Origin of the sequence: Gulbenkiania mobilis (genome assembly GCA_004346645.1) — a bacterium.
In the GTDB taxonomy this organism is placed as follows: Bacteria; Pseudomonadota; Gammaproteobacteria; order Burkholderiales; family Chromobacteriaceae; genus Gulbenkiania; species Gulbenkiania mobilis.
Map to the genome: position 1 here is coordinate 13,107 of SMDA01000004.1, position 25,806 is coordinate 38,912.

General features: G+C 66.3%; 19 protein-coding genes, 1 tRNA gene and 1 pseudogene. 14 read left to right on the forward strand and 7 right to left on the reverse strand.

From position 1 onward, the window contains the following. The first annotated feature begins 75 nt into the window (after window positions 1-75). Window positions 76-152, forward strand: a tRNA-Arg gene (locus EV669_RS06930). Between the two features lie 294 nt (window positions 153-446). Here EV669_RS06930 and EV669_RS06935 read toward each other — a convergent pair. The 5 genes from EV669_RS06935 to recC all read right to left on the reverse strand — a co-directional run bounded on the left by EV669_RS06935 (window position 447) and on the right by recC (window position 11,456). Next, window positions 447-1,331 (reverse strand): NUDIX hydrolase, encoded by an 885-nt coding sequence (locus EV669_RS06935; RefSeq protein ID WP_054286529.1) that lies wholly within the window; start codon window positions 1,329-1,331, stop codon window positions 447-449. A 92-nt stretch (window positions 1,332-1,423) separates the two neighbouring features. After that, on the reverse strand, window positions 1,424-3,124 hold the full coding sequence (gene recD, locus EV669_RS06940; protein WP_132098243.1) for an exodeoxyribonuclease V subunit alpha: 1,701 nt from the start codon (window positions 3,122-3,124) through the stop codon (window positions 1,424-1,426). After that, window positions 3,121-4,611, reverse strand: a complete 1,491-nt coding sequence (gene pap, locus EV669_RS06945; RefSeq protein WP_055433257.1) for a polyphosphate:AMP phosphotransferase — start codon at window positions 4,609-4,611, stop codon at window positions 3,121-3,123. The genes recD and pap overlap by 4 nt, the downstream gene beginning before the upstream one ends. Window positions 4,612-4,635: 24 nt before the next feature. Further along, window positions 4,636-8,223: an exodeoxyribonuclease V subunit beta gene (gene recB, locus EV669_RS06950; protein ID WP_132098244.1), complete on the reverse strand. Its 3,588-nt coding sequence runs from the start codon at window positions 8,221-8,223 to the stop codon at window positions 4,636-4,638. After that, window positions 8,220-11,456, reverse strand: a complete 3,237-nt coding sequence (gene recC, locus EV669_RS06955) for an exodeoxyribonuclease V subunit gamma (RefSeq protein ID WP_132098245.1) — start codon at window positions 11,454-11,456, stop codon at window positions 8,220-8,222. The genes recB and recC overlap by 4 nt, the downstream gene beginning before the upstream one ends. Window positions 11,457-11,554: 98 nt before the next feature. On the opposite strand from recC, the gene EV669_RS06960 reads away from it, so the two are divergent. The 5 genes from EV669_RS06960 to EV669_RS06980 all read left to right on the forward strand — a co-directional run bounded on the left by EV669_RS06960 (window position 11,555) and on the right by EV669_RS06980 (window position 14,786). Then, on the forward strand, window positions 11,555-11,929 hold the full coding sequence (locus EV669_RS06960; protein WP_132098403.1) for a SirB2 family protein: 375 nt from the start codon (window positions 11,555-11,557) through the stop codon (window positions 11,927-11,929). Window positions 11,930-12,021: 92 nt separating this feature from the next. Next, window positions 12,022-13,029 (forward strand): ubiquinone anaerobic biosynthesis protein UbiU, encoded by a 1,008-nt coding sequence (gene ubiU / locus EV669_RS06965; protein ID WP_054286534.1) that lies wholly within the window; start codon window positions 12,022-12,024, stop codon window positions 13,027-13,029. A 44-nt stretch (window positions 13,030-13,073) separates the two neighbouring features. Beyond that, a complete protein-coding gene (locus tag EV669_RS06970) occupies window positions 13,074-13,979 on the forward strand; it encodes a U32 family peptidase (protein WP_054286568.1) in 906 nt (301 codons plus the stop codon). Window position 13,980: 1 nt separating this feature from the next. Continuing rightward, entirely contained in the window at window positions 13,981-14,412 is a 432-nt protein-coding gene (gene ubiT, locus EV669_RS06975; protein WP_054286535.1) for a ubiquinone anaerobic biosynthesis accessory factor UbiT, read from the forward strand. 86 nt (window positions 14,413-14,498) lie between these two features. Next, window positions 14,499-14,786: a hypothetical protein gene (locus EV669_RS06980; protein ID WP_054286536.1), complete on the forward strand. Its 288-nt coding sequence runs from the start codon at window positions 14,499-14,501 to the stop codon at window positions 14,784-14,786. A gap of 43 nt (window positions 14,787-14,829) precedes the next feature. On the opposite strand, the gene EV669_RS06985 is transcribed toward EV669_RS06980, so the two are convergent. Next, window positions 14,830-16,116: an NAD(P)/FAD-dependent oxidoreductase gene (locus EV669_RS06985; protein WP_132098246.1), complete on the reverse strand. Its 1,287-nt coding sequence runs from the start codon at window positions 16,114-16,116 to the stop codon at window positions 14,830-14,832. Window positions 16,117-16,263: 147 nt separating this feature from the next. After that, window positions 16,264-17,229, reverse strand: a complete 966-nt coding sequence (locus EV669_RS06990) for a LysR family transcriptional regulator (RefSeq protein ID WP_054286538.1) — start codon at window positions 17,227-17,229, stop codon at window positions 16,264-16,266. A 305-nt stretch (window positions 17,230-17,534) separates the two neighbouring features. Here EV669_RS06990 and EV669_RS06995 point away from each other — a divergent pair, with 305 nt between their 5' ends. The 8 genes and pseudogenes from EV669_RS06995 to EV669_RS07035 all read left to right on the forward strand — a co-directional run bounded on the left by EV669_RS06995 (window position 17,535) and on the right by EV669_RS07035 (window position 25,805). Further along, complete coding sequence (locus EV669_RS06995; protein WP_132098247.1) at window positions 17,535-18,707, forward strand: NAD(P)H-dependent flavin oxidoreductase; 1,173 nt, start codon at window positions 17,535-17,537, stop codon at window positions 18,705-18,707. 153 nt (window positions 18,708-18,860) lie between these two features. Next, window positions 18,861-20,798 (forward strand): annotated as a pseudogene (locus EV669_RS07000) (ribonucleoside triphosphate reductase). Next, the gene (locus EV669_RS07010; protein ID WP_132098249.1) at window positions 20,779-21,486 is read left to right on the forward strand and encodes an anaerobic ribonucleoside-triphosphate reductase activating protein; all 708 of its coding nucleotides are present in this window, start codon (window positions 20,779-20,781) and stop codon (window positions 21,484-21,486) included. The pseudogene EV669_RS07000 and the gene EV669_RS07010 overlap by 20 nt, the downstream one beginning before the upstream one ends. Before the next feature lie 49 nt (window positions 21,487-21,535). Next, the gene (locus EV669_RS07015; protein ID WP_055433262.1) at window positions 21,536-22,891 is read left to right on the forward strand and encodes an aldehyde dehydrogenase family protein; all 1,356 of its coding nucleotides are present in this window, start codon (window positions 21,536-21,538) and stop codon (window positions 22,889-22,891) included. Between the two features lie 41 nt (window positions 22,892-22,932). Continuing rightward, window positions 22,933-23,148 (forward strand): DUF485 domain-containing protein, encoded by a 216-nt coding sequence (locus EV669_RS07020; protein WP_054286543.1) that lies wholly within the window; start codon window positions 22,933-22,935, stop codon window positions 23,146-23,148. Then, window positions 23,145-24,641, forward strand: coding sequence for a sodium:solute symporter family transporter (locus tag EV669_RS07025; RefSeq protein WP_132098250.1), 1,497 nt, complete (start codon window positions 23,145-23,147; stop codon window positions 24,639-24,641). The genes EV669_RS07020 and EV669_RS07025 overlap by 4 nt, the downstream gene beginning before the upstream one ends. A 9-nt stretch (window positions 24,642-24,650) precedes the next feature. Then, window positions 24,651-25,274 carry a glutathione S-transferase family protein gene (locus tag EV669_RS07030; RefSeq protein WP_132098251.1) on the forward strand — a complete coding sequence of 208 codons (624 nt, stop codon included), beginning with the start codon at window positions 24,651-24,653 and terminating at the stop codon, window positions 25,272-25,274. Between the two features lie 18 nt (window positions 25,275-25,292). Next, window positions 25,293-25,805, forward strand: coding sequence for a cupin domain-containing protein (locus EV669_RS07035; RefSeq protein WP_132098252.1), 513 nt, complete (start codon window positions 25,293-25,295; stop codon window positions 25,803-25,805). Window position 25,806 lies beyond the last annotated feature (1 nt).

Here is a 25,806-nt window from a genome sequence, read left to right on the forward strand (position 1 = left end):
CCCCTGCGCCAAGGCAAAAGCGCATGCTGGACGACACCCACTTCTTGCGCTATCATCCGCCAGCACTTGAGGCATGCACCCGTAGCTCAGTTGGATAGAGTGTCAGTTTCCGAAGCTGAAGGTCACAGGTTCGATCCCTGTCGGGTGCGCCACCCTCCCCGCCTCGTGTTCTCCCCCCCTCCAGGCGCCCTAGCGCTGACTGCAGTTCCTCCCGATTTTTCCAGCACTATTTCTTCCAGCACTATACCGTCCACGCCTGGCATGCGCGATATCAATGCCGCGTGCGCCAAAAAGAAAACAGACCGGCAGGGGCCGGTCTGAAGGCTAGAGCAATGACGCAGGCGAAACGACCGTCTGCCGGGCGGATGCGCGGGGGAAGCCTTCCCGGGCCCTCCGGCAGACACGACGGATTCTAGCCGTTCGCGCCCCCGCAGCCTTGATAAAGGTCAAACGCCGCCAGCCGTGTCGGCCAGCGCTGCGGGGGCCATCAGCGGCGCCAGCGCACTGCGGATGCGATCCCCGGCCTCGCCCCAATAATTCAGGCGGCACAGGCAGTCGATGGTGACGAGCGCGGCATCGATCATGAAGCGCTCTTCCACGATCAGGGCCTCCACTTCCGGCAGCGTCAGGCAGACGTGCTCGGCCACTTCGCCATCTTGGTTGGCCGGCCGTTCGTGCGCCTGCAGCCATAGATCGAATACGTACAGCCATTCGCGGTGCAGGCCGCGCTGCACAGGCCGCTGCGCCAGGATGCGGCCGACGGGCTGGAGCAGTTCCAGCCGCTCGGCGGGAATGCCGGCCTCCTCCCACCCTTCGCGCTCCAGCGCCACCTCCAGCGTTTCGCCGGCTGCGATGCCCCCGCCCATGAGGTTGTCCATGCGGTTTGGATCCACCGCCTTGTCAGGACTGCGGCGGCCCACCCACATGCGCACCGACCCGTCCCCCGCCCGGGTCAGGCCGTTGAGATGCACCGCACGACTCAGCAGGCCCAGCGGCCGGAAGGCAGCCCGCTCCAGTTCGAAAAGCGGCGTGCCGTCTGCTCCGAAGGCGGTGAAGTTCTCGTTGCGCCAGCCATTAAGCCAGCCGGCGTCCCGCCAGCCCACGGCCATCTCATGCAGGGTACGGCTGAGTGTGGCGTAGTCACCCCCTGCGGTACAGGCCAGGCCGTCCGGGGTCTCTTGGAACAGCCCTGCCGGGTCGGCCAGGAGACGCGCGCGCCAGGTGGCGTTGACCAGGCCGAGCGTTTGGCCCCGAATGGAAAGCGGCGTGAAGGCTGCGCGGTCATAGCCGCTCACCTTCGCCAGATACTGCACCACGGCGTCGATACTCATTGCGGTGTTCCTGTCGCGGTTTTTTGCGAAGGCGCCATCTTAAGGGGTTTGCCACGGTTTGCCCATCGACGGCAACGGGTGGGCGTACCGCCTCAGGCAAGCCGGTCCGCAAGCCCTGAAAAACGTGCCGGGCGACTCTCGATCGCAGCACGCAGCACCTCGGGCGCCCCCAAAACGCGGAAGTGACGACGTGCCCGGGTGAGCGCGGTATAGACAAGCGCCCGGTCGAGTTGCGCCCCAGCCGTTTCCGGCAGCACCAGCAAAACGGCATCGAACTCCGAGCCCTGACTCTTGTGCACCGTCATGGCAAAGACCGTCTCGTGCGCTGGCAGACGACCCGGGGCAATCTCGCGCCAGGCAGGGCCGTCCGCAAAGGCGACGCGCAGCCCTTCGGGGCGCTGCACCACGAAGCCGATGTCACCATTGAACAGGCCGACGCCATAGTCATTTTCGGTGATCATGACCGGTCGACCAGGGTAATGATCGCTGTCGGTCCGCTTGTGTCCGTCGCCCTCCAGCCGCGCCTCGATGGCCCGATTGAAGGCAGCCACCTCACGCCGCTCGGCCGCCAGCACCATGAACCGCGACAAAGCCTGGGCCAGAGCCGCCGGATCGGTGCCCTGCGCGAGCGCCGCCCAGTATGGTGCGTGCGCCTGCCAGGCCACCTCGAGCGGCACGGCGCGCTCCCAGCCGATGTCATCCCCCGGGGGATGGACCAACAGGTCGAGCACACCGGCGCCATCGCCCTCGTTGACCCGACGCGCCATCTCGCCGATGCCGCTGCCGGCAGCGAAACGGTGACTGTGCGTCAGCAGCATGACTGCATCGGTCAGTCGCCCGGTGTCGGTAGCGTCGAGCGCGGGCAGCGGTCCGGCCACCCGCTCCAGCCAGGCCAGTGTTTCCGGGCGGAAAGCGACACGCTGGCACAGGTCGCCCAGCACGGCCCCTGCTTCCACCGAGGCCAGCTGGTCGCGGTCCCCGAGCAGGATCAGCCGGGCATGCGCCGGCAGGGCATCGAGGGTGCGCGCCATCAGGGAGAGGTCGATCATCGAGGCTTCGTCGATCACCAGCACATCAACCGGCAGCGGGTTGCCCGCGTGGTGCCGCGGACGTCCGGCGCCCGGAAACAGACCGATCAGTCGGTGCAGAGTCTGGGCCGTGGCAGGCAGGCTACGGCGCACGCTGTCGCTGACCGGCAGCCGGTCGCGGGCGGCCGAGACCGACTCGCTGAGACGAGCGGCCGCCTTGCCGGTGGGTGCAGCCATGGCCATGACCAGCGGCCGCGACGACAGCGAGGCCAGCACCGCCATCAGGCGCACCACGGTGGTGGTCTTGCCAGTGCCTGGGCCGCCAGAAAGGATCAACAGGCGCTGGCGGGCGGCCAGCGCGGCGGCCAGTTTCTGACGGTCGGGCTGTGGCTGCGGCGAGGCCTGCGGGAAGAGCGCGTCCAGAAGAGGAATGAGGGCAGCCTCATTCACCGGCCACTGGTGGCGGGCGAGCTGGGCCAGTCTTTCGGCCAACCTTGCCTCGTCGTACCAGTGCCGGGCCAGATACAGCCGGCCGGCCTCGTCGAGTACCAGGGGGGCATAGCCGCCCGGCCGGCAGACAAGCGGCGAAGCGCGCAGCGCTGGCCGCTCCGGGCGATGGGCAAACGGCAGGCAGACATGGCCGGCCTGGCTGGCGGCCACCAGCTCATGCAGCACGGCAAGCACCGTGTCAGACACTGCCGGGTCCAGCCGCAGGGCAAGTTCGGCCAGTGCATCGGCCAGGCTGGGCACCGGAGGGGTGCTCATGCGCCCGCCTCCAGCCGGGCTTCCAGTGCATTGCAGACCGTGGCCAGGATCTTGAGCCGCGCATAGTGCTTGTTGTTGGCCTCCACCATCGTCCACGGTACCGCGGAGGTGCTGGTTCGGTCGATCATGTCGCACACCGCCAGCTTGTAGTCCTCCCACTTCTCGCGATTGCGCCAGTCCTCCTCGGTGATCTTGAAGCGCTTGAAGCCGGTTTCCTCGCGCAGCTTGAAGCGCTGCAGCTGCTCGTCCTTGCTGATGGCCAGCCAGAACTTGACCACGATGGCCCCGTTTTCCACCAACTGATGCTCGAAGTCGTTGATCTCGTAATAGGCCCGCATCCAGTCGCCCTCGCTGGCGAAGCCTTCCACCCGCTCTACCAACACCCGCCCGTACCAGGAGCGGTCGAAGATGGCCACCTTGCCCTTGCCCGGCACATGGCGCCAGAACCGCCACAGCCAAGGCTGGGCGCGCTCCTCCTCGGTGGGGGCCGCCACCGGCACGATACGGTAGCGGCGGACGTCCAGCGCTTGGGTGATGCGACGGATGGCGCCGCCCTTGCCCGCCGCATCGTTGCCCTCGAACACCAACACCAACGAACGCTGCGCGAAGCGCGGGTCGCGCGTCAGACCGTTGAGCCGCCCCTGCAGCCGGTCCAGCTCGGTCCGGTAGTGTTCCTTGTCCACCGTCTGGTCCAGCGTCAAGGTGTCGAGCAGCAGCTTCTCGTCGATCGGCCGCGCCAGCAGCGGGGTGTCGCTGCGCGCCACGAAGACATGGTCGCGCGCCTGCCGGTTGCGGATCGCCTCCAGAAGGGCCTTGCCCACGGCCAGGCTGCGGTAATGCGCATCGCTGCCATCCACCACGATCCACGGCGAGAAGGCGGTGTTGGTCAGACGCATCATGTGCTCGGCATTCTTGCGGATCTTGTCGTAGAGCTCGTAGTGCTGCCAGTCCTTCTCGGTCACGCGCCAAGCGTTGGCCGAATCCTTTTCCAGCGCCTTGAGCCGCTTCTTCTGCCCTTCGCGCGAGAGGTGGAACCAGAACTTCAGGATCAGCACGCCGTCGTTGGCCAACATGCGCTCCAGACGAAGGATGTCGTGGATGCGTGCATCGAAGTCGTTGCGCTCGGTTTCGCCGTACACCCGGCTGAACAGCACGTCCGAATAGTACGAGCCGAAGAACATGCCAATGCGGCCCTTCTGCGGCAGTTCACGCCAGTACCGCCACATCCAGGGACGCTCGCGTGCCTCATCGTTGATGTCGCCGAACGCCACCGCCCGCACCAGACGCGGATCCAGCCATGCGTTGAGCAGGTTCATCGTCTCGCCCCGACCGGCCCCATCGAAGCCGTGGATGAGGATCAGCACCGGAAAGTCCGGCTTCTGCTTGAGTTCGTACTGCGCATCCAGTAAGGCCTCGCGCAGTGGCGGTACCGCCTTGCGGTAGGTTTCCTTGTCAATGCTGTGACCGATTTCTGCCGATTCGAACATGGCTTCTCCCTTCTTTTCTCGTTGTCAGGCCTGGCCACCCAGGCAGGCGTCGATGGCATCGAGCAGGTCCGGCGCGGGCAGGTCCGCCCACACGCCCTCGCCCGTCGATGACACGCCGCGCAGGAACAGGTAGCGCACCCCGCCGAACACCGCGGCAAAGTCCAGGCCGCGTGCGCTCAGGTAGCGCCGCAGCGCTACCGTGTAAAGCAGGTACTGCAGATAGTAATGCGCACTGGCCACGGCATCGGCCAGGCGGTCGGAGCTGTAGTCTGTGGGCTGATTGCCAAGATGGTTGGACTTGTAGTCCACCAGATAGAAGCGCCCGTCGATGCGGCAGACCAGGTCGATGAAACCCTTGAGGTAGCCACGCACCGTGGAAAAGTCGAGTGCCGCCGCAGCCCGGCGCAAGGGCGCCGCAAGCCCACTCTCCGGCCGGGACAGTATGCGCACCAGCGCAGCCACATCCAGACGGCCCACCGGCAGCGTAAATTCCAGCTCGATCAGCCGCGCTGTGGCCGCCACCTGCCCGAGGCAGGCCCCGGTGTCCGACAGCGGAACAGCCAGCGTGCGTGCCACCATGTCGCAGGCGGCGTCTTCCCAGCGGGCGTCAAAACCGTGACGCGCCAGCTGCTCGCGCACCACCTCGCGGTGCCGCTGCGGCGGGTCGGTGAAATCGATGCGCTCGAAGATAGCATGCAGGCAGGTGCCCGCCCGGGCACCGCGCGGAAAGGCAAAACGGTCCGGCACCAAGGGCGCGCCATCGGCGGCGACGGGCTCGGTCACCGCCGCTACCACCGCGGCATCGTGGTCCGGGGCTTCGGCCAACGGTGCCGGCAGATGACCGCTGCGGGTCAGCGAGGTGAAGCTGGCCACCCGCCACGGAGTGTACAGCGCGCGCTCGAAGCGCCGCGCGGACAGGGTACGCGCATCCAGCAGAGAGCGCGGCACCGGCTCGACCGCCGTCTGCAGTGCCAGCCTGCCGGCACAGTCATGGGCGTCGCCCAGGAAACGCTCCAGGTCGGCCTCGACACAACCGGCGTCCAGCGTGCGCTTTTCCAGTGCCTCCAGCGTGTTGATGCCTTCGCCATGGAGCAGCCAGGCAAGCGCCGCGGTCTCCATACCCTGCACATGCCCCCAGGCGATGTACTGCCTGAATCGTGCCCGGGTGAGTGCCACGTAGAGCAGGCGCAGCTTCTCGGCCAGGATCTCGCTGCGCGACAGCAGTTGCACCCGCTCGTCCGCCAGCGGGGCGGGCGTCAGCCAGGCGGTGTCGGCCTCACGATAGCGCCAGAAGGCGGTGTCGCGCCGCTCGAGGCGGCCATCCCATAGGAAAGGACAGAACACCAGAGGGTACTCCAGTCCCTTGGAAGCATGCACGGTGACGATCTGTACCAGCGCCGCGTCACTCTCCAGCCGCAGCACGGCGTCCTCGCCCTGAGGCGGGTCGGCCACTCGGCCTTCGAACCATGCCAGAAGCGGAGCGATGCCTGGCCGATGCTCGCTCTCGTTCTGGATCAGCTCGGCCAGATGCGCGAGGTTGGTCAGGCGCCGTTCGCCATCCGGCAGCGGCAGCAACCGTGCCGCCAGCTGTTCACGGGCGAAGTAAGCACGCCAGGCTGCCATGAAACCGCGCGCCTGCCAGCGGGCATGGTCCGCATGGTTGGCCGAAAGGCGTTCTTCCCAGGCGGTATCATCGTTGACCAGCGTCGTCAGCTGGCGCGCGTCGAAGCCACCCAGCTCGGTGGCTAACGCCGCCCGCAGCCGCGATTCCGAGGCCGGCTCGGCCCAAGCCCGCAGCAATGCCAGGAGTTCGCCGGCTTCGCGACTGGCGAACACGCTCTCCTGTGTCAGCGCTACGCTGGCCACACCCCGGACGGACAGCGCCTGCCGGATACGGTCGCCCTGACTGTGGGTGGCCACCAGCACGGCGATGTCTCCGCCGTTCAGGGGCCGGCTGCCGCCCGGGCCTTCGATGCGCGCCCCGCCCTCGGCGGACAGCCGCAGCAGCCGAGCGATCTCGTGTGCCGCACCCTCGGCAGCCAGGTCGGTAGCGGCCAGCCGGGCGTGCCCTTTGGCGCTGGTCACGGGCAGCCACTGAAACGATACGGCACAGCGGTCATCGTCCACCACCAGGGTTTCGCCGCTGGCGGGACTGGCCTTGACCGGCTGATAGTCGATACCGGACAGCACAAAGGGCAGGGGCCGGGCGAACAGGCGGTTCACGAGGCGGACCAGTTCCGGCTGCGAGCGCCGGTTGGTGTCCAGCGTGTAGTGGTGCTGGGCATCGCGCCGGGCATCGAGATAAGCAAAGATATCGGCCCCGCGGAAGCTGTAGATAGCCTGCTTGGGGTCGCCCACCAGAAACACCGGCCGCCCCTGATGCACGAAGCCATCCCGGAAGATGGCGTACTGTACCGGGTCGGTATCCTGGAATTCGTCGATCAGGGCAACATGGAAGCTGCGCGCCATGTGCGCCGCCAGCATCGGCCCGGTGGCGGGGTCGGCCAGCGCCCGCGCCAGATCGGTGAGCAGGTCGTCGAAGCTGCGGGTACGCTCACGCTGGCGGCGTCGGGCCAGCTCCGCGTTTACCCATTCGATCAGGTCGATTTTCAGGCCGGCGAGGTGATGCACCACCTCGCGCAGGTAGACATCCCACGCCGCCAGCCAGGCGTCCACGGCCGCAAAGACCGGGTGCGTCGGCGGCTCGCCACCCTTCTTGGTGCCACGCACCAGCTCGGCCGGCGTGAGACGACCCAGCAGCTTGCGCGCCTCCCCATCGAGCACCGGCAGGCGCCCCGGCGTCTGCAGAAGCCGTGTCAGCAAGCGTCGCAACCGGACCATGCCGGAAGCGGTATAAATGTTGCCCTTGAGCGTGCCTGCGCCTTCCATCCGTTCCAGTCCCTCGAACAGCGCCGCCGGGGTGGCGGAGAGTGCCTGCCAGGCTGCCTCGACCGCTGCCCGGGCGGTGTGCAGCGCCTCGCTCTCTGGACGGCGGGCCTGCAGGTAGGGTTTGGAGAGGTAAGGACGGATCTCTCTTAGCCATACGTCCGGCGTTTCCTGATTTTCCGCCAGCACCCGCGAGAGCACCGGATCGGGTACCACCTCGCGGCGCCAGAAGTCGTCCACCACCTCGGTAAGGCGTTCGATGTCGTCCGATACCAGTTCAGCGGTGAAGGTTTGACCCGATTCGAACGCGGCATCGGTCAGCACCCGCTGGCAAAAGCCGTGAATCGTATAAATGGCAGCCGCATCGAAACCGCTCAGTGCGGCCTTCAGGCGGCGCCGCGCATCGCGTCGGGCAGGGCCTTCCGGAAAGCGTGCCGCCAGTGCAGCCAGGAAAGGATCCCCCGCGGGCTCGCCCTCGAACACGCGCGCCATCTGGCTCAGCCGTGCACGCAGCCGGTCGCGCAGCTCGGCGGTGGCCGCCTTGGTGTAGGTCACCACCAGCACCTGGTCCACGGTTGGCGGCGGCAGGCCGTCCCGGCTTTCGAGCAGCAGTCGCGTGAACAGGGCGGCAATCGTCCAGGTCTTGCCGGTCCCGGCCGAAGCCTCGATCAGGTTGACACCGGTCAGCGGGCAGGCCAGCGCATCCAGCGGCAGGGCGGTGCTCATGCTTCGTCTCCTGGGCGTGCGATTTCGATCCGCTCAGCCAAGGGCACCAGCAGCGAGCGCGCAAGCTCGGCAAAGGCCGGATCGGCCAGCGGGTCTGCATGGCGGAAGGCGAGAGCAATGGCGGGCTCATCCCGCTGCGGCACCTTGCCATTGCCGGAGAAGGACGGTGCCCACTCCTTGAGGGCTGCGGCCAGCGCCGCAGCGGGCGCCTCGGGTTCGCGCGTCCAGGCCCGCGCCCAAGCAAGACTGGTGCGTGCGAAGAAAGGAAGCGGCGCACGTTGCCCGGCCTGCCAGGCTTCCGCCCAGGGCGCCAGCAGGGACAGGGGATCCTCCACCGGCTGCAGGTGCAGGATCAGGTCCTCGCTGAAGTAGCGACTGACCGGGTCCACCCCGGCAGGCCGCACCGCGCACAGCACCAGATGCGACAGCCACAGGTCGATTAGCTCGCCGGCACGCGCGCGGCGCGGCAGGGCACGCATCAGCCCCCCAGGCCGCAGGTCGTTAAGCGCTCCGGCCAGGGTCAGCCCGGCCACGTCCAGCCGAACCGGCTGCGGCGGCAGTGCCGGCGTGGCCAGCTCCGGCGGCAGCACCACGGCCCACTGGCGCACTCTCCTTTCCTCATCCTCGAGCCAGGCGGTGCCCAGTTCGGCGGGAGGAATCACGCCTTCGGCGGCCAGCTGGGCACGCACCGCGGCCATCGGCCGCCGCGTCAGGATGGCCTCCAGCACCGGCTGCCGCACGGCGAAGCGGCTTTCTCCCGCGAGCGCAAAAGGCTCGCGTACCGGCACATCCTCCTCGCTGTCGCTCAGGCGCAGCCCCAGCCGGTCACGCAACCAGGCGCGCACCGGATTGCGCCAGAAGCGTACGAAATCCGACAGATGTACCACCTCCGGCAGGGCCAGGTCCTCAAGAGGTTGGCCGAAAGGCCGTGGCTGAACAGGACCGCTTGCCAGCGCGGTGGCATAGCTCGGCTCGAAGCTGGCACCACCCGGCAGGTCCGCCCGGTAGCATTCGGGCGAAAAGGGCTGCAGTGGATGACGGGTCACCAGCCGCGCCACCAACGCCTCACGACTGAGCGGAGCATCGGCGGTATGTGTCATCAGGTGCAGGGTGTCGATCAGCTCGGAGACCAGCGGCGAGGGCGGCAATGGTTCGTTGGTGCGGGCCGACAGGCCTACATAGGACAGGTAAAGCCGCTCGCGCGCCGACAGCAGGGCCTCCAAAAACAGGTAGCGGTCGTCGAAGCGGCGCGAGCGATCGCCCCGCCGCGGGTGCCGCGCCACCAGGTCGAAGCTGACCGGACGTTCATCGCGCGGGTAGGCACCGTCGTTCATGCCGATCAGGCAGATGACGCGAAAGGGGATCGACCGCATCGGTACCATGGCACAGAAGGTGACGCCTCCGGTCAGGAAACCGGCCGAGGAGGCGCTGGCCAGCCGGCAATCGAACCAGTCGCGTGCCACCGCCAGCGGCACCGGCGCGTTGAAGCCGGCCAAGGCCGTGTCCTCCGTCAGGCACACTGCTGCGCGACGGATCACATCCAGCGCTGCCTCGCCGGCATCGTCCACCCAGAAGAGTGCGTCAGCCGCCTCGATGAAGCGCTCTCCCCAGGTTCGGGGCGAGGCTGGCTCGGCCCAGGTGTCCGCCAGGCGCTCCAAGGTGGCGAAGAGTGCGGCGAACCGTGCCAGGATGTCTGCCATCTGCCCGTCGGCACCGCCTGCAGGCATCAGCGTGCCGAAGAGCGGCGAGCCTTGGCCAGCCATGCCGGCGGGCAGCACCGTGCCCAGCAGCAGGCGGTCCAGCCCCCAGCGCCAGGTGAAGCGGGCATCGCCCGGCAGGCCCAGCGTCGCCTTGTGGCGGGCATCACGCCCCCAACGGATGCCGGCCTCACGCACCCAGGCATGGATGAAAGGCACGTCGGTCTCGGCAAGGTTGAACCGCGCCAGCAGCGCCGGACAGTCCAGCAGCCCCAGCACAGCGTCTGCGGCAAACCGCGAGTCGGCCAGCGCCAACACAGCGGAAAAGGTAGTCAGCAGCGGCTCTTCCCGCTCCACCCGCCGGTCGGCGATCGAATAAGGGACGTTCGGCGCGTCCTCACGTTGGCCGAAGACCGCATCGACATAGGGTGCATAGGCGTTGATGTCCGGGGTCAGCACTGCCACGTCGGCCGGGGTGAGCGTGCGGTCGTCAGCGAACAGTGCCAGGAGGCGGTCCTTGAGGACCTCCAGTTCGCGCATGGGTCCATGGGTGGCGTGGATCTCGATCGAGCCGTCATCCTGCGCCAGTGGGCAGGCCCGGCTGGCCGGCGAGGACAGATCAAGGATGTCGCGCTGCAGCCGGGCCAGCAGGCGGTCATGCCCGGGCTCGATGAAAAAGGGATGGGTATGCGGCAGCTCCTCGGCCACCTGATCGAAGAAGTCACGCCCCTGCTTGCCCAGCGAGGCGAGCAGCGGATGATCCGGCAGGGCCTCATCTTCCTCCAGGCCGCCTTGGAACAGCTTGAGCTGGCCACGCGCATCGACGATGTTGCCCCAGTATTCGCGGCTGGGATTGAGAAGGAAGACGCCGACCTCGGTATGCGTGGCCAGACGTTGCAGGAGATGCAGATACATCGGCGCCAGGCTGGCGATGCCAAACACGCTGATGCGTTCCGGCAGCCGCGCGCTGCCCAGCCGGGCAAGCAGATGATCGAAGAGCCGAACGCGGTGTGTGCCGGGGTCCTGCTGCGCCAGGCGCTGCCACAGAGCGGCCTGCCAGGCTTCGTCGGGACCCAGGCCCAACTGCTCTCCCGCCTCCCACGCACGGATCCAGTCCGGCCGGAACACCAGATACTGGTCGAAGACGTCCGCCACCTTCCCCGCCAGCTCGAAGGCGGCCGCCTCGCCCCCTTCCAGATAGCGCTGCAGCGGCTCGAAAGGCGGTTCGGTCAGCCCTGGCAGCATCGCCATCAGCCGCCAGCTCATGATCTCGGGCGCAAAGCGCGAGCGTTCGGGCAAGTGCCCGAGCACCTCCCGCATCAGCCGCCAAGCGAACGAAGCCGGCAACACGTAGTCCAGATGGGCAGCGATGCCGGTATGCCGTGCCAGCTCGAGCGTCAGCCAGCGGCCCATGCCTTGGCTCTGCACGATGACGGTTTCCGGGCGGAACGGATCCGCCAGCGGCGGGTCGTTGAGGGTATTGGCCAGCACGATGGCCAGCGCCTCGAGCCGGTTGGATTCGTAAAGATGCAGCATGGCGGCCATAGGGGGCGACAGACGAAAGCCAGTGTACCATTAGCAGCCGCGCCGGCCCCATGCGCCGGCATGCTTCTTACATGAAACGGAACGATGCCATGTATCTTGCCCTCAAGCATGCCCATGCAGGGTTTGCCTACCTCTCCATCCTGTTCTTCTTCGCCCGTGGCGGCATGATGCTGCTGCGGCCGGCCTGGCTGCAGGCACGACCGGTACGTATCCTGCCGCACGTGATCGACACATTCCTGCTGGCGCTGGGTGTGAGCGTGGCGGTGCTGATGCACTACAGCCCGCTCTCCCAGCCGTGGCTGATGGCCAAGATCATTGCCCTCTTCTTCTACGTGGGCTTCGGCACCCTGGCGCTGCGCCGAGGCCGTACGCCAGCCGTGCGCGCCACCGCCTTTGCCGCGGCGCTCGGCACCGTGATGTACATCGTGGTGGTAGCCAAGACCAAGCTAGTCTGGCCCTTCTGAGGACGGCGCTGCACAAGGCTTGATGCAGGGCAATTTGTGGTCGGGCCGGCTCTGCTAGTGTTGCGCGGTTTTCCGTTCAACCGAGCGACACGATGGCCCGATTACCCGAACTCGTCTGCCCGGCCGGCAGCCTGCCCGCCCTCAAGGCCGCGGTCGACAACGGGGCCGATACCGTTTACTTCGGCCTGAAAAACGAGACCAATGCCCGCAACTTCGCCGGGCTCAACTTTGACGACAGCACCGCCCGTATGGGCATCCGCTATGCGCACGAACGCGGCCGCAAGGTGCTGATGGCCATCAACACCTACGCCCAGGGACACGACATCAGCCGCTGGCAGCGGGCCGTGGACGAAGCCGCCGATCTGGGTGTGGATGCGGTCATCCTGGCCGATCTGGGCCTGATGGATTACGCCTGCCGCCGTCACCCGTCGCTGCGCCTGCACCTGTCGGTGCAGGGGTCGGCCACCAACTACGAAGCCATCAACCTGGCACGCGACCTCTTCGGCGTGCGACGCGCGGTGCTGCCGCGAGTGCTGACGCTCGACCAGGTCAAGCATGTGATCGACCACACCGACGTGGAGATCGAGGTCTTCGGTTTCGGCAGCCTGTGCGTGATGGTGGAGGGGCGCTGCCTGCTCTCTAGCTACGCCACCGGCGAATCCCCCAATACTCATGGTGTCTGTTCGCCGGCCAAGCATGTACGCTGGGAACATGGCAAACAGCACCTCAACGCCCGCTTGGGCGGCATCCTGATCGACCAGTATGGCCGGGACGAGCCAGCCGGCTACCCTACCCTGTGCAAGGGCCGCTTCGAGGTCAACGGCGTGACCGACTATGCACTCGAGGAGCCAACCAGCCTCAACGTCATCGAGATGCTGCCGGACATCCTGGCCATCGGCGTGGCTGCCATCAAGGTAGAAGGCCGCCAGCGCAGTCCGGCCTATGTGGCGCAGGTGACGCGCACGCTGCGCGAAGCACTGGATGCAGCGGGGCGCGAACACCTGCGATTCTCGGTCAAGCCGGCCTGGCAGCAGGCGCTATCCAAGGTGGCCGAAGGACAGCAGCAGACGCTGGGCGCCTACAGCCGCCCCTGGAAATGACCGGACCGGGCGGACCGGCCGCCCTCCGCACGACTGGACACCGCATGACTCAGCTCCCCCTCAAGCTCGCGCTCGGCCCCATTCTTTATTTCTGGCCGCGCCAGAGCGTGTTTGATTTCTACGCCGAAGCCGCCGGCTGGCTGGTGGATACCTTCTATCTGGGCGAGGTGGTGTGTTCGCGCCGCCAGCAGCTGCGTACGCAGGACTGGATTGCCCTCGCGCATGACCTGGCCGATACCGGCAAGGAAGTGGTGCTGTCGTGCCAGGCCCTGCTGGAAAGCGAATCGGATCTCAAGCGGCTGCGGCGTCTGGTGGAAAACGGCCGGGTGCGGATCGAGGCCAACGACCTTGGTGCCGCACGGCTGGCCCATTCCGCCGGACTGCCCTTTGTGGCTGGCCCCCACCTCAATGTCTACAACAGCGAGACGCTGGCGCTGATGAAGCGGCTGGGGGCATGGCGCTGGGTGCCGCCCGTGGAAATGCCCGCCGACGTGTTGGGTACCATCCTTTCGGCCAACCCCGACATCGAGACCGAAGTATTCGCCTGGGGCCGCCTGCCGCTCGCCTTCTCGGCGCGCTGCTTTACAGCCCGGCATTACCATCTCAACAAGGACGATTGCCAGTTCCGGTGTCTGGAACACCCGGACGGGCTGACGCTGGCCACCCGCGAGGCGCAGGGCTTCCTCACCATCAACGGCATCCAGACGATGTCCGACGGCTGTCAGGCGCTACTGCCCCACCTGAGCGACATGACGGCCATGGGGGTGACCGGCGTGCGCATCAGCCCGCAGTCGCAAGGCACGGCCCAGGTTGTGGCCGCCTTTGCAGACGTTGTGGCAGGCCGGCTCAGCCCGGTCGACTCATTGTCCGCACTGCCCGGCTTTACCACCGGCCCGCTGGTGGACGGCTATTGGCGCGGCATGGCCGGCATCGCCGCCCTGGAGGTTTGACATGCAGATTCCGGAATTCACCGTTCCTTCCGCGCTGGCGCACATTGCCCGTCGCCTGCCGGCCACCCCGCCAGCCTGGGTACTGGTCCAGGGGCTCAACCAGCTGGTACGGCGGGGCGTACTGCCTGCCGACATGAGCCTGCTTGCCGGGCACACCTTCGAAGTGGAAGTGCGCGATGCGGGGCTGACGCTGCGGTTTGCCGCCGACGCCCGCGGTTTTACCACTGCCGGCAGCGGCAGTGCCGACCTGCGCTTTTCGGCCAACCTTGCCGACTTCATGCGTATGATGCTGCGCGAGGAAGACCCGGACACGCTGTTCTTCAACCGCAAGCTGGTGATCGAAGGTGACACCGAGCTTGGGCTGGTGGTCAAGAACCTGCTCGACAGCGTGGACTGGAGCAGCACCCCGCTCGCCCGGTTCATGGCAGCGTGAGCGTGGCGCAGGCCGGCTGCGCGACCGGCGCTGCCATGGCGTAGCGATCTACCGTAGAATGACCGCTCGCCCCCACTCCGCCCGCCATGTACCAGACGGTCCATCTCCACCGCCAGGCGCCCGCCAAGCCTGCCTTCGGCCAACCCTGCAATGGCTGCGGCGTCTGCTGCGCGGCCGAGCCTTGCCCGCTGGGCATGCTCCTCAGTCTCAGACGTTACGGCCCTTGCCGTCTGCTGCGCTGGCAGCCGGATGGTAAGGCCCGCTGTGGTCTGATCCCGTCGGAAGGCCCCCGCCACGCTGGCCATCGCTGGCTGCTGCAGCGCATTGGTGCCGGCCGCGGCTGCGACTCGGATGCCCGGGTCGAGGACGCATGAAAAACGCCGGCAATTGCCGGCGTCCGGTTTTCTTTCCTTCCCTTCAGATACCCAGACGGTCACGCATCCCGTACCACCACGCCCCCATCGTCAGCATCGGCACCCGGAAGGTACGCCCGCCCGGGAAGTCGTAATGTGGCAGGGCCGCGAAAGCATCGAAGCGGCCGGCCTGGTTGTCGATGGCTTCGGCCATCAGGCGCCCCGCCAGATGGGTGTAGGTCACGCCGTGGCCACTGCAGCCTTGTGAGTAGTAAAGGTTGGCGCCGATCCGGCCCGCTTGCGGCAGGCGGGTCAGGGTCAGCGAAAAGTTGCCTGTCCAGGCAAACTCGATGCGCGCATGCGCCAGCTGCGGAAAGGTCTTGAGCATCTTCGGCCGGATCAGGGATTCGATCTGGCCGGGGTCGCGTGCCCCGTACACCGTGCCACCCCCATAGAGCAGGCGGTGGTCCGCAGTGAGCCGGTAATAGTCGAGTAGGTAGTTGCAGTCCTCGATGCAGTGGTCGGTGGGCAGCAGACTGCGCGCCAGCGCCGGATCCAGCCGCTCGGTGGTAATCACCTGAGTGCCGCAGGGCAGCGTCTTTTCCGCCAAGGCCGGAATCAGGCTCCCCAGATAGGCGTTGCCGGCCATCACGACAAAGCGCGCCTTGACCGAGCCTTCGGCGGTATGCACCACTGCAGGGTCACCCTGCTCCACCCGCACCACCGGCGAGTGCTCGTGGATGCGTCCGCCACGGCTTTCGAACGCTGCCGCCTCGCCCAGCGCCAGGTTGAGCGGATGGATATGGCCACCCCAGTGGTCCAGAAGCGCACCGACATAGCGTTTGCTGTCGACGATGCGCGGCATGCCGGCCGCGTCCACCATCTCCAGCGCAGTGTGTCCGAAGCGCTCCCACAGGGCCTTCTTGTGCTCCAGTTCGGCCAGTTGCTTGCCCGTCAGTGCGGCAAAGACGTTGCCTTCCTTGAAATCGCAGTCAATCCCATACTGCTGGATGCGCTCGCGGATGATGCGACTGCCCTCGAAGGCCATGCCGCCGAGTGCCTCGGCTGCGGTCCGGCCGTGGCGGGCTTCGATCACGTCCATATCCCGGCTGTAGCTGTTGACGATCTGGCCGCCGTTGCGTCCGGAGGCTCCCCAACCCACCATCACTGCTTCCAGGAGGATGACCGAAAAGCCGCGCTCTGCCAGTGACAGCGCCACCGACAGGCCGGTGAAGCCCCCGCCGACCACGCACACGTCCGCAACATGCGCACCTTTCAGGGGCGGGCGCGGCGGGGAGGGATGACGGGTGGCGGCGTAATATGACGGGGCATGTTCGGATGGGTAGTGCATGTTCTCTCTCCTCGGGCCATAGGTGCGGGCAAGGGTCGTTATTCATATGATTATGGACACTTACACTACACACGTTTAATTTTTTAGACAACTTTGCCCATGAAAAACCCGGCACGCGGCCGGGCGGATGTGTCGGGGCAGCCGGGCTCAGGCGAGTGCAGGCTGGGCCGCCAGCCGTTTGGAAGCCAAATCCAGCCCCGGCAGATCGGCCATGATGTCCGGATGATGGGCCAGGCGCTCGGTGATGAAGTCCACGAACACGCGGGTGCGGGGCGCCACATGCTCCCGGTGGGGGAAACAGATGTAGATCGAGCGCTCCAACGATACATACTGGGTCAGCACTGCTTCCAGTTCGCCACGGCGAATGTAGGGCATCACCTCATGGCCGGGCAGCTGCGCCACGCCCATGCCAAGGCGTGCCAGCTCGCACACCGCCTCCATCTCGTTGAGGGTGTAGGTGCCCTGAACGTCCACCGGTGTACGCTCGCCGTCCTTGTCGAATTCCCACTTGAACAGCCGGCCTGAGGTGGGAAACTGAAAGTTGATGCAGTCGTGGGCGGTCAGATCCTCCGGCACGGTCGGCCGCCCATGCCGGTCCCAGTACTCGGGCGAAGCCACCACATACAGCGGGATCTGGGCCAGATGGCGCGCCACCATGCGACTGTCGGGCATCATACCCACACGGATGCCTACGTCGTAGCCATCCTCGATCAGGTCGCTGAAGTGATCGTCCAGGCCGAAGAAGATGCGCACCTTGGGGTAGAGCGAGCAGAACTCATCCATCAGCGGCAGGATGAAACGTCGGCCGAAGGAGTTGGGCATGCTCACCCGCAGGTGGCCTGCCGGCTCGTCACGGCTGGCCTTGAGCTGGCTGATGGCGGTGTCCAGGTTGTTGACCGGCCCCCGGCACTGGGCATAAAAGCGCCGGCCGTCCTCGGTCAGCGTCAGCTGGCGCGTGGTGCGGTTGAAGAGGCGCACTTCCAGTTCCTGCTCCAGACGGGCAATGCTCTGGCTGATTGCGGCGGGCGACACCCCCAGCTTCCGGGCAGCATCGGAAAAGCTGCCGTTCTCGGCCGTGGTGAGGAACACCATCAAGGCTTTCAAAGTATCCATACAGAGTCGAGCGGATGGCCCTTGGGCCGGAGCCAGAGGGCACTGATATTAGAAAGAAAAACTTAAAAAAGGGTACAGCATTATCTTAAAGCGCGGTAGCCGAATCTGGTACAGGTTTAATCTATGTCATATGCCAATGGCGTTTAGCCATGCATTTTTGCCACAGCAGCTGTAGAAATGCTGAGTCCGCCTAGAAGAGCCGCCTCTTTAAAGCACAGGCGAATTTGCCCGTTGTTGACTCAGGTCAACAACGTTTCGGTTCAGGGTGCCGAAAATAGGTGTTTTACTCGAAGACCCCCACCTGTATGACCACCCTATCCCAGTTTTCCCCGCTGACCATCCGCGGCCGCACTCTCCTGCCTATCGTGCAGGGCGGCATGGGGGTCGGCATCTCTGCCAAGCGCCTTGCCGGCGCCGTGGCTGCCACCGGAGCCGTCGGCACAGTGGCCAGCGTCGACCTGCGTCATCTGCACGAAGACCTGATGGCCGAGTCCGAACATGCTCGCGGTCAGGACGACCTGAACCGCCTCAACCTGATCGCCCTGGACCGCGAGGTGAAGGGCGCGCTGGAAAATGCCCACGGCAACGGCTTGGTCGCCGTCAATGTGATGAAAGCGGTGGATTCTCATGCTGCGCTGGTGCGCCAAGCCTGCGAATCGGGCGCTCACGCCGTCGTCATGGGCGCGGGCCTGCCGCTGGACCTGCCCGAGATGACGGCCGACCACCCCGGCGTGGCGCTGATTCCTATCCTGTCCGAGTCGCGCGGCATCAGCATCGTGCTCAAGCGCTGGATGAAGAAGAACCGCCTGCCGGACGCCATCGTGATCGAACATCCGAATCACGCCGGTGGCCATCTGGGCGCTGCCCGTATCGAAGACCTGGGTGACAGCAAGTTCGATTTCCGGCGGGTACTGGAGGAAACCTTCGATGTGTTCAAATCGCTGGGGCTGGAACGGGAAAAGATCCCGCTCATCGTCGCCGGTGGCGTGAATACCTTCGAGAAGGTGAAGACCTACCTTACCGAGTTCGGTGCTTCGGCCGTGCAGATCGGCACCGCCTTCGCTGTCACCCGTGAGGGCGACGCGCACGAGAACTTCAAGCGTACCTTGGCCGAAGCCCGTCCGGAGGACATCGTCGAGTTCATGAGCGTAGCCGGTCTGCCCGCTCGCGGCGTACTGACGCCGTTTCTGAAAAGCTACCTCAAGCGCGAGTCCAAGCTGCAAGCCAATGCCAAGGCCGATCCGGCACGCTGCACGCAGGGGCTGAACTGCCTGTCGGTATGCGGACTGCGCGATGGCCTGGCCAAGGTAGGCCAGTTCTGCATCGACCTCAAGCTGTCGGCGGCCTTCCGGGGCGAGACGAGCAAGGGCCTGTTCTTCCGCGGTGCGGATCCCCTGCCCTTCGGCCCGGCGATGCGCAGCGTGCGGGAGACCATCCACTACTTCATGACGGGCGAGAAACCGCTGGACCTGGCCTGAGGCCACACCCGCCCGCGCCCTACACCCCGCCGCTGGCGGGGTTTTTCTTGTCCGGCACGGCACCGCCTGATTTGCATCAAGCTTTCCTGTGCTGACTCACCCGGCTCAACAGACACCATATATAGTGCCAGAAAAACAAACAGGCACCATATCATGGAAGAAAAACCGTATAGCCGCCCCGTCGCGGCAGTCGATGCCGTCAGCACGCTAGAGGAATACCTGAGCCGGGAAGACTGGCGGGTGCGGGCCAATGCCAACCAGGGCTATAGCTTGGGCGGCCTGATCCTCAATGCTGCAGGCAAACTGACGGCCGAGTATTGGCTGACCCGGGTCTTCCCGGCCGAAGCCGCGATTGCGCATCGTCAGGGAGACCTGCACATCCACGATCTGGACATGCTTTCCGGTTATTGCGCCGGCTGGTCGCTGCGCACGCTGCTGCAGACAGGGTTCAACGGCATTCCCGGGCAGGTGGAGTCCGCAGCCCCCCGGCATCTCTCCAGCGCCTGCGGACAGATCGTCAACTTCCTCGGCACGCTGCAGAACGAATGGGCGGGGGCCCAAGCCTTTTCCAGCTTCGACACCTATCTGGCACCGTTCGTGAAGAAGGACGGTCTTGCGTATGCCCAGGTGAAGCAGTGCGTTCAGGAACTGATCCATAACCTCAACGTCCCCAGCCGATGGGGCACGCAAACGCCCTTCACCAACCTGACGTTCGACTGGGTGTGCCCGCCGGATGTAGCCACGCAGATTCCGGTGATCGGCGGCGAGGAAATGCCCTTCACCTATGGCGACTGCGCTGCGGAGATGGCGCTGATCAACCGCGCCTACATCGAGGTGATGCTGGAAGGCGATGCCCGGGGTCGCGCCTTTACCTTCCCCATCCCCACTTACAACATCACGCGCGACTTCGACTGGCACGGCGAGAACACCGATCTGCTGTTCGAGATGACGGCCCGCTACGGGCTGCCGTACTTCCAGAACTTCGTGAACTCTGATCTCGAACCCCACATGGTGCGCAGCATGTGCTGCCGCCTGCAGCTGGACCTGCGCGAACTCGTCAAGCGGGGCAACGGACTCTTCGGCAGTGCCGAGCAGACCGGCTCGGTGGGGGTGGTCACGCTCAACTGCGCGCGACTGGGGCACCGCTTTGCCGGCGACGAAGCGGGTTTGCTGGCCGAAACCGACCGCCTGCTGGCCCTGGGCCGGGACATTCTGGAAAAACGCCGCACCGAAGTGCAGAAACACATCGACGGCGGACTCTACCCCTACACCCGGCACTTCCTTGGCAGTCTACGCAACCACTTCTCCACCCTGGGCGTGAACGGCATCAACGAGATGCTGCGCAACTTCAGCGCAGACCGGTGGGACATCACCCATGCCCAGGGCCATACGTTTGCCTGCCGGTACCTAGACCACATCCGTGCGCGACTGGTGGCCTTTCAGGAGGAAACCGGCCACCTGTACAACCTGGAAGCCACACCGGCCGAAGGCACAACCTACCGCTTTGCCCGCGAAGACCGTAAGCGTTATCCCGGCATCCTGCAGGCAGGCAGTGCGGAGCAGCCTTACTACACCAACTCCAGCCAGCTGCCCGTGGGCTTCACCGACGACCCCTTCGAAGCCTTGGCACGGCAGGAGACCCTGCAGCGCAAGTACACCGGTGGCACGGTGCTGCACCTGTACATGTCCGAGGCGGTCTCGAGCGCCGAAGCCTGCCGCCGGCTGGTGCGCCGTGCCTTGGAACGCTTCCGTCTGCCCTACATCACCGTTACCCCCACCTTCTCGGTCTGCCCGGTGCATGGCTACCTGAGCGGGCGCCATGACTTCTGCCCCAAATGCGATGCCCTGCTGATCGAGAAAAAACGCCAGGCCGCGGCCTGAATCCCAACCTCTTCACTCAGGAGAACCGTCATGTCCGTCCCACCGTCCCATCCGTCTACCTCCAGCCCGACGCTGGCCGACCACGAGCGCACACGCTGCGAAGTCTGGACCCGGGTGATGGGCTACCACCGCCCGGTAGCGTCATTCAATACTGGCAAACAGGGGGAGTTTGCCGAGCGTACCTGGTTCGATGAACGCTGCACCGGCTGAACAGGCCCGCATTGGCGGTTTCGTGCCCTTCTCCGCCTGCGACTGGCCTGGACAACTGGTCGCGACGGTATTTCTGGCCGGCTGCCCCTGGCGTTGCGGCTATTGTCACAACCCGCATCTGCTGGAACGCCGGTCGGGCCGCCCCCTGTGGCCCGAGGTCGCCCGCCACTTGGCCAGCCGGCAGGGTCTGCTCGACGGCGTGGTGTTTTCAGGCGGAGAGCCGCTAACCGAGCCAGCGCTGGGCAGCCTGCTGGAGGCTGCACGTACCCTGGGGCTGGCAACCGGGCTGCACACCGGCGGCGCCCTACCCGACCGGCTGAGGACGCATCTGGCCCAGGTCGACTGGGCCGGCTTCGACTTCAAGACCGCGTGGGACGCCTACGGCGGCCTGACCGGGCAGGGCACCAGCGGGCAAAACGCTCGTCGCGCGCTGGAGCTGCTGCTGGCCCACGGCACGCCGCTGGAGGTACGCACCACCCTGCATCCACGCTGGCATGATGGGCCCACGCTGGAGCGCATGGCCCGCCAGCTGGCTGCGCTTGGCATCCGCCAGTGGACCTGTCAGCTGGCACGCAGTCAGCCGGCGACGCTGCACCCCCTCTCGCCCCCCCCGGCGGGCTGGCCTGATGCGGCGCTACTTGAAGGGCTGCGCGCGCATGTGCCCGGCTTGGTGCTTCGGCCAAGCTGACCTGGCAGGCGCTGCCGACCTGCGCCAGTTTTTGCTAGAGTGTCGGCCTATGACAGCTTTTACCAGTTGCAACCCTGCCACCGGCGAGGTGGTGTTCACCCGCCCCGTCTGGCCAGCCGGCCGGCTCTCCGAAACCGCAGCGCGTCTTCGCGAAGCCCAGAAAGCCTGGGCGCGCCAGAGCGTGGCCGAGCGTGCCACCCGAATGATGGGGCTGGCCGACGTGCTGACCGCCGATCGCGAAGCACTGGCTGCCTGCGTTACGCTGGAGGTGGGCAAACTCACCGGTGAGTGCTTGGCCGAAATCGACAAATCGGTGCAGCTGATCCGCTATTACGCTGATCTGGCGCCCCAGCTCCTGGCGCCGGTGGACATTCCAACCCAGGCCAGCAAGAGCGGCGTGGCGTTCGAGGCCCTCGGGACGGTACTGGCGGTGATGCCGTGGAATTACCCGGTCTGGCAGGTACTGCGCTTCGCAGTGCCCGCGCTGATGGCCGGCAATGCCTGCCTGGTAAAGCCGGCCCCGTCGGTGCCCCAGAGCAGTGCCCGTCTTCTGGAAAGTGTGCGCAAGGCCGGACTGGACGTGCTCGAAATGGCATGGATCGCTCACGAGGAAGTGGAGGACGCCATTCGACTGAGCGATGCGGTGGCCTTCACCGGCTCCACCTCCACCGGGCGCGTCATCGCCTCGCTGGCGGGCCGGCACATCAAGAAAACCGTGCTCGAACTCGGAGGCAGCAATCCCTTCATCGTGCTGGCCGATGCCGACGTGGAAGCGGCTGCCCGGGATGCCTGTCACTCACGCTTTCGCGATGCCGGGCAGAGCTGCAATGCGGCCAAACGCATGATCGTGGTGCCCGAGGTGGCCGAAGCCTTCATCGAGGCGTTCCTGGCAGAAGCCCGACGGCTGGTGCCAGGGGACCCGCGCGATGCCGCCACCACACTGGCCCCGCTCACCCGCGCCGACCTGCGCGAGCACCTGCATGCCCAGGTGCTGGATGCTACGGCCCACGGCGCCCGGCTGCTGCTGGGCGGGCAGATGCCGACTTCGTCCGGGTTCTTCTATCCGGCCACCGTACTGGACGCTGTCACGCCGGCTTGTCGCGTCTACCACGAGGAAGTCTTCGGCCCAGTGGCGGCCATCCTGCGCGCGCGCGACGAGGACGATGCGCTGCGCCTGGCCAACGATACCCCCTTCGGACTGGGGGCCTCGCTCTACAGCGCCGACACCGAGCGCGCCTGGGACCTGGCCGCACGGCTGGAAGCCGGCAGCGTCTTCATCAATCGTCACACCAGCTCCGACCTGCGTCTGCCCTTTGGGGGAGTGAAGGCTTCCGGCTACGGCAGGGAGCTGTCTGAGTTCGGTCTGTACGAGTTCGTTAACGTCAAAACCTACTGGCAAAAGTGAGCCCAGCCGCCACGCGGCGGGCGCTCTGCCCGGAATGCCCAATGTCCTACCGTCTGCTTCTTGTGATGCTGCTGCTGGTTCCGGTGGCGCTCTATTACGGTGTGGTGGCCTTTGCCCCCGCTCTGCTGGCCGGCACCGTCGGCCCTTGGCCCCGTTCGCTGTGCGTGGGGCTGGGCCTGTTTGTCTGGTGTGTGGCCGTCACCTTCGCCTACTGCCTGAAGGCTCCGGCTGACGCGCCGGCAGGAGAGCGTGCATGAGTCCCGCTCTGCTGTTCTTTCTGTTGTTCGTGGTGATGACGCTTTCCATTACCGCCTGGGCGGCACGCCGCACGCGCTCGGCCGGTGACTTCTACACCGCCGGCGGCCGCGTGCCGGGCTGGCAGAACGGGCTGGCACTGGCCGGTGACTACCTGTCGGCCGCAGCCTTCCTGGGGGCCGCCGGCATGTATTTCGGCCAAGGTTACGATTCGCTGGTGTATGCAGTGGGTACGCTGGCAGGGTGGCCACTACTGCTGCTCCTGCTGGCCGAGAAGCTGCGCGCACTGGGCCGTTACACCGTGGCCGACGTGCTGGCCAGCCGCTTCGACGACACCCGCCTGCGTCTGACGAGCACCGGTAGTGCACTGGCAGTGACGCTGTTCTACCTGATTGTGCAGATGGTGGGGGCGGGTAAGCTGGTGGAACTGCTCTTCGGCCTGCCCTACCTGCTGTCGGTGCTGATCGTGGGCGGACTGATGGTGGTGTATGTCAGCATAGGTGGCATGCTGGCCACCACCTGGGTACAGATGATCAAGGCCACGCTGATGTTTGCCTGTGCCTTGGGGCTGGGCATGGGGGTACTGGCACAGTTCGACCATTCGCCCGCAGCCCTATTCAAGGCCGCAGCGGCGGCACACCCGGCAGGCTCGGCCCTTTTCCTGCCCAGCCCGGCACTGTCCGACCCGGTCGAGGTGCTGTCGCTGGGGGTAGGCCTGACCTTGGGTCTGCTTGGGCTACCGCATGTGCTGATGCGTTTCTTCACGGTGCGCGATGCCCGCGCGGCCCGCCAGTCGGCGGCCTGGGCAACACTTCTGGTCGCGCTGTTCTTTGCGCTCAACATCGTGATTGGGTATGGGGCCGTGGCGCTGGTCGGACCGGAGCCGGCCTTTCATGATGCGACGGGCAAGCTGGTGGGAGGGGGCAATATGGCCGCCATCCATCTGGCGGGGCTCGTCGGAGGAGAGGGCCTCAAGGGATTCGTGTCAGCGGTGGCGTTTGCCACCATCCTGGCGGTGGTCGCCGGGCTGACGATGGCGGGCGCCAGCGCCGTCAGCCATGACCTGTACGCCGGCTGGCTGCGTCGCGGCCGGGTGGACGAAAAACGCGAACTGGCGGTCTCGCGTGCCGCCACGCTGGGGCTGGGCCTGATGGCCATCGCCCTGTCCACCCTGTTCCAGAACCAAAACATCGCCTTTCTCATGGGCCTGGCGTTCGCGCTGGCAGCTTCGGCCAACTTCCCCGTACTGGTACTGACGCTGTTCTGGAAGCGCCTGACCGCACGCGGCGCTCGCTGGGGCGCCCTCTCGGGTATTCTGGCGGCACTGGCAGCCATCCTTACCGGCCCGGCCGTCTGGACGGGCGTGCTGGCCCTGGGGCCGGCGCCCTTCCCCTATGCCAACCCGGCACTCTGCACTGTACCCTTGGCCTTTGCCGCAGCGTGGCTGGGCACCCTCACCGACCCGACGGCCAAGCGCGCCTTGGCCCAAAGCTGAAGGACGACCATGGCTTCGCTCACGCTCTACGGCAACCGCAACTCCGGGCACAGCTACAAGGTAAGGCTAGCCCTCGTCCTGGCCGACCTGACCCACGACTACATCCACGTGGACCTCTCTCTCCCGCGCGCCCAGCGGCCGGAGGCCTTCCGGGCCGTCAGCCGCTTCGGTGAAGTGCCGGTGCTGGTGGTGGACGGCGAGCCCCTGTGTCAGTCCAATGCCATCCTGCAGTGGCTGGCCGACAGCTACGGCCATCTGGACGGCACTGGCGGTGAGCGCCAGCACATCCGCGAATGGCTGAGCTGGGAAACCAACCGCATCGGCTTCTCGGTGCCCAACCTGCGCTTTTACCGCCGCTTCGCACCGGCAGAGCCTGCAGTGCTGGCCTGGCTGACCGAACGGGCGCGGGCCGATCTGGACACACTGCAGGCCACGCTGACCGGGTGCGACTGGCTGGCCGGCAGCCGCGCCACCATCGCCGACGTGTCCGTCAGCGCCTATCTGTGGTGGTTGGCCGAAGCCGGCCTCGACATCCGGCACTGGCCTGCGGTAGAGGCTTGGCTGGCGCGCCTCGCCGCTCTGCCGGGCTGGGAACACCCGGACACGCTAATGGCCTCCGAAATCCCGGACTGAGCCGCCCAAGGATCCCTGATGAGCCACCACCCCGCCACCCTCCACCGGCAGGACATTCGTCAGGCTGACCACGCCTGCTACCCCGGTAGTACCGAACGACGGTCCCTCGGTTCGCCGCTGGGTCAGCACTCCGGCTTTGCCCGCCTCGGCATCCATCACGAACTGCTGCCCCCGGGGCGCCGCACCAGCTGGCCACACGCGGAAGAGACAGACGACGAATTCGTGCATGTGCTGGAGGGCACGCCGGACGTCTGGCTGAACGGCGTGCTGTACCGGCTGCAACCGGGCGGTTCAGTGGGGTTTCCCGCAGGCCGTGGTCTGGCCCACACCTTCATCAACAATACCGAGCGCGATGTGCGATTGCTGTGCGTGGGCGACCGCGACCGGGACGACAACCGCATTCATTATCCGCAGCACCCGGCGCGCAATGCCCTCATCGGCGCGCATCACTGGCACGACTGCCCCTGCACGCCGCAAGGCGGGCACGACGGGCGGCCAAACGTGCAACGGACTGAAAGAAAGGCGGGCTGAA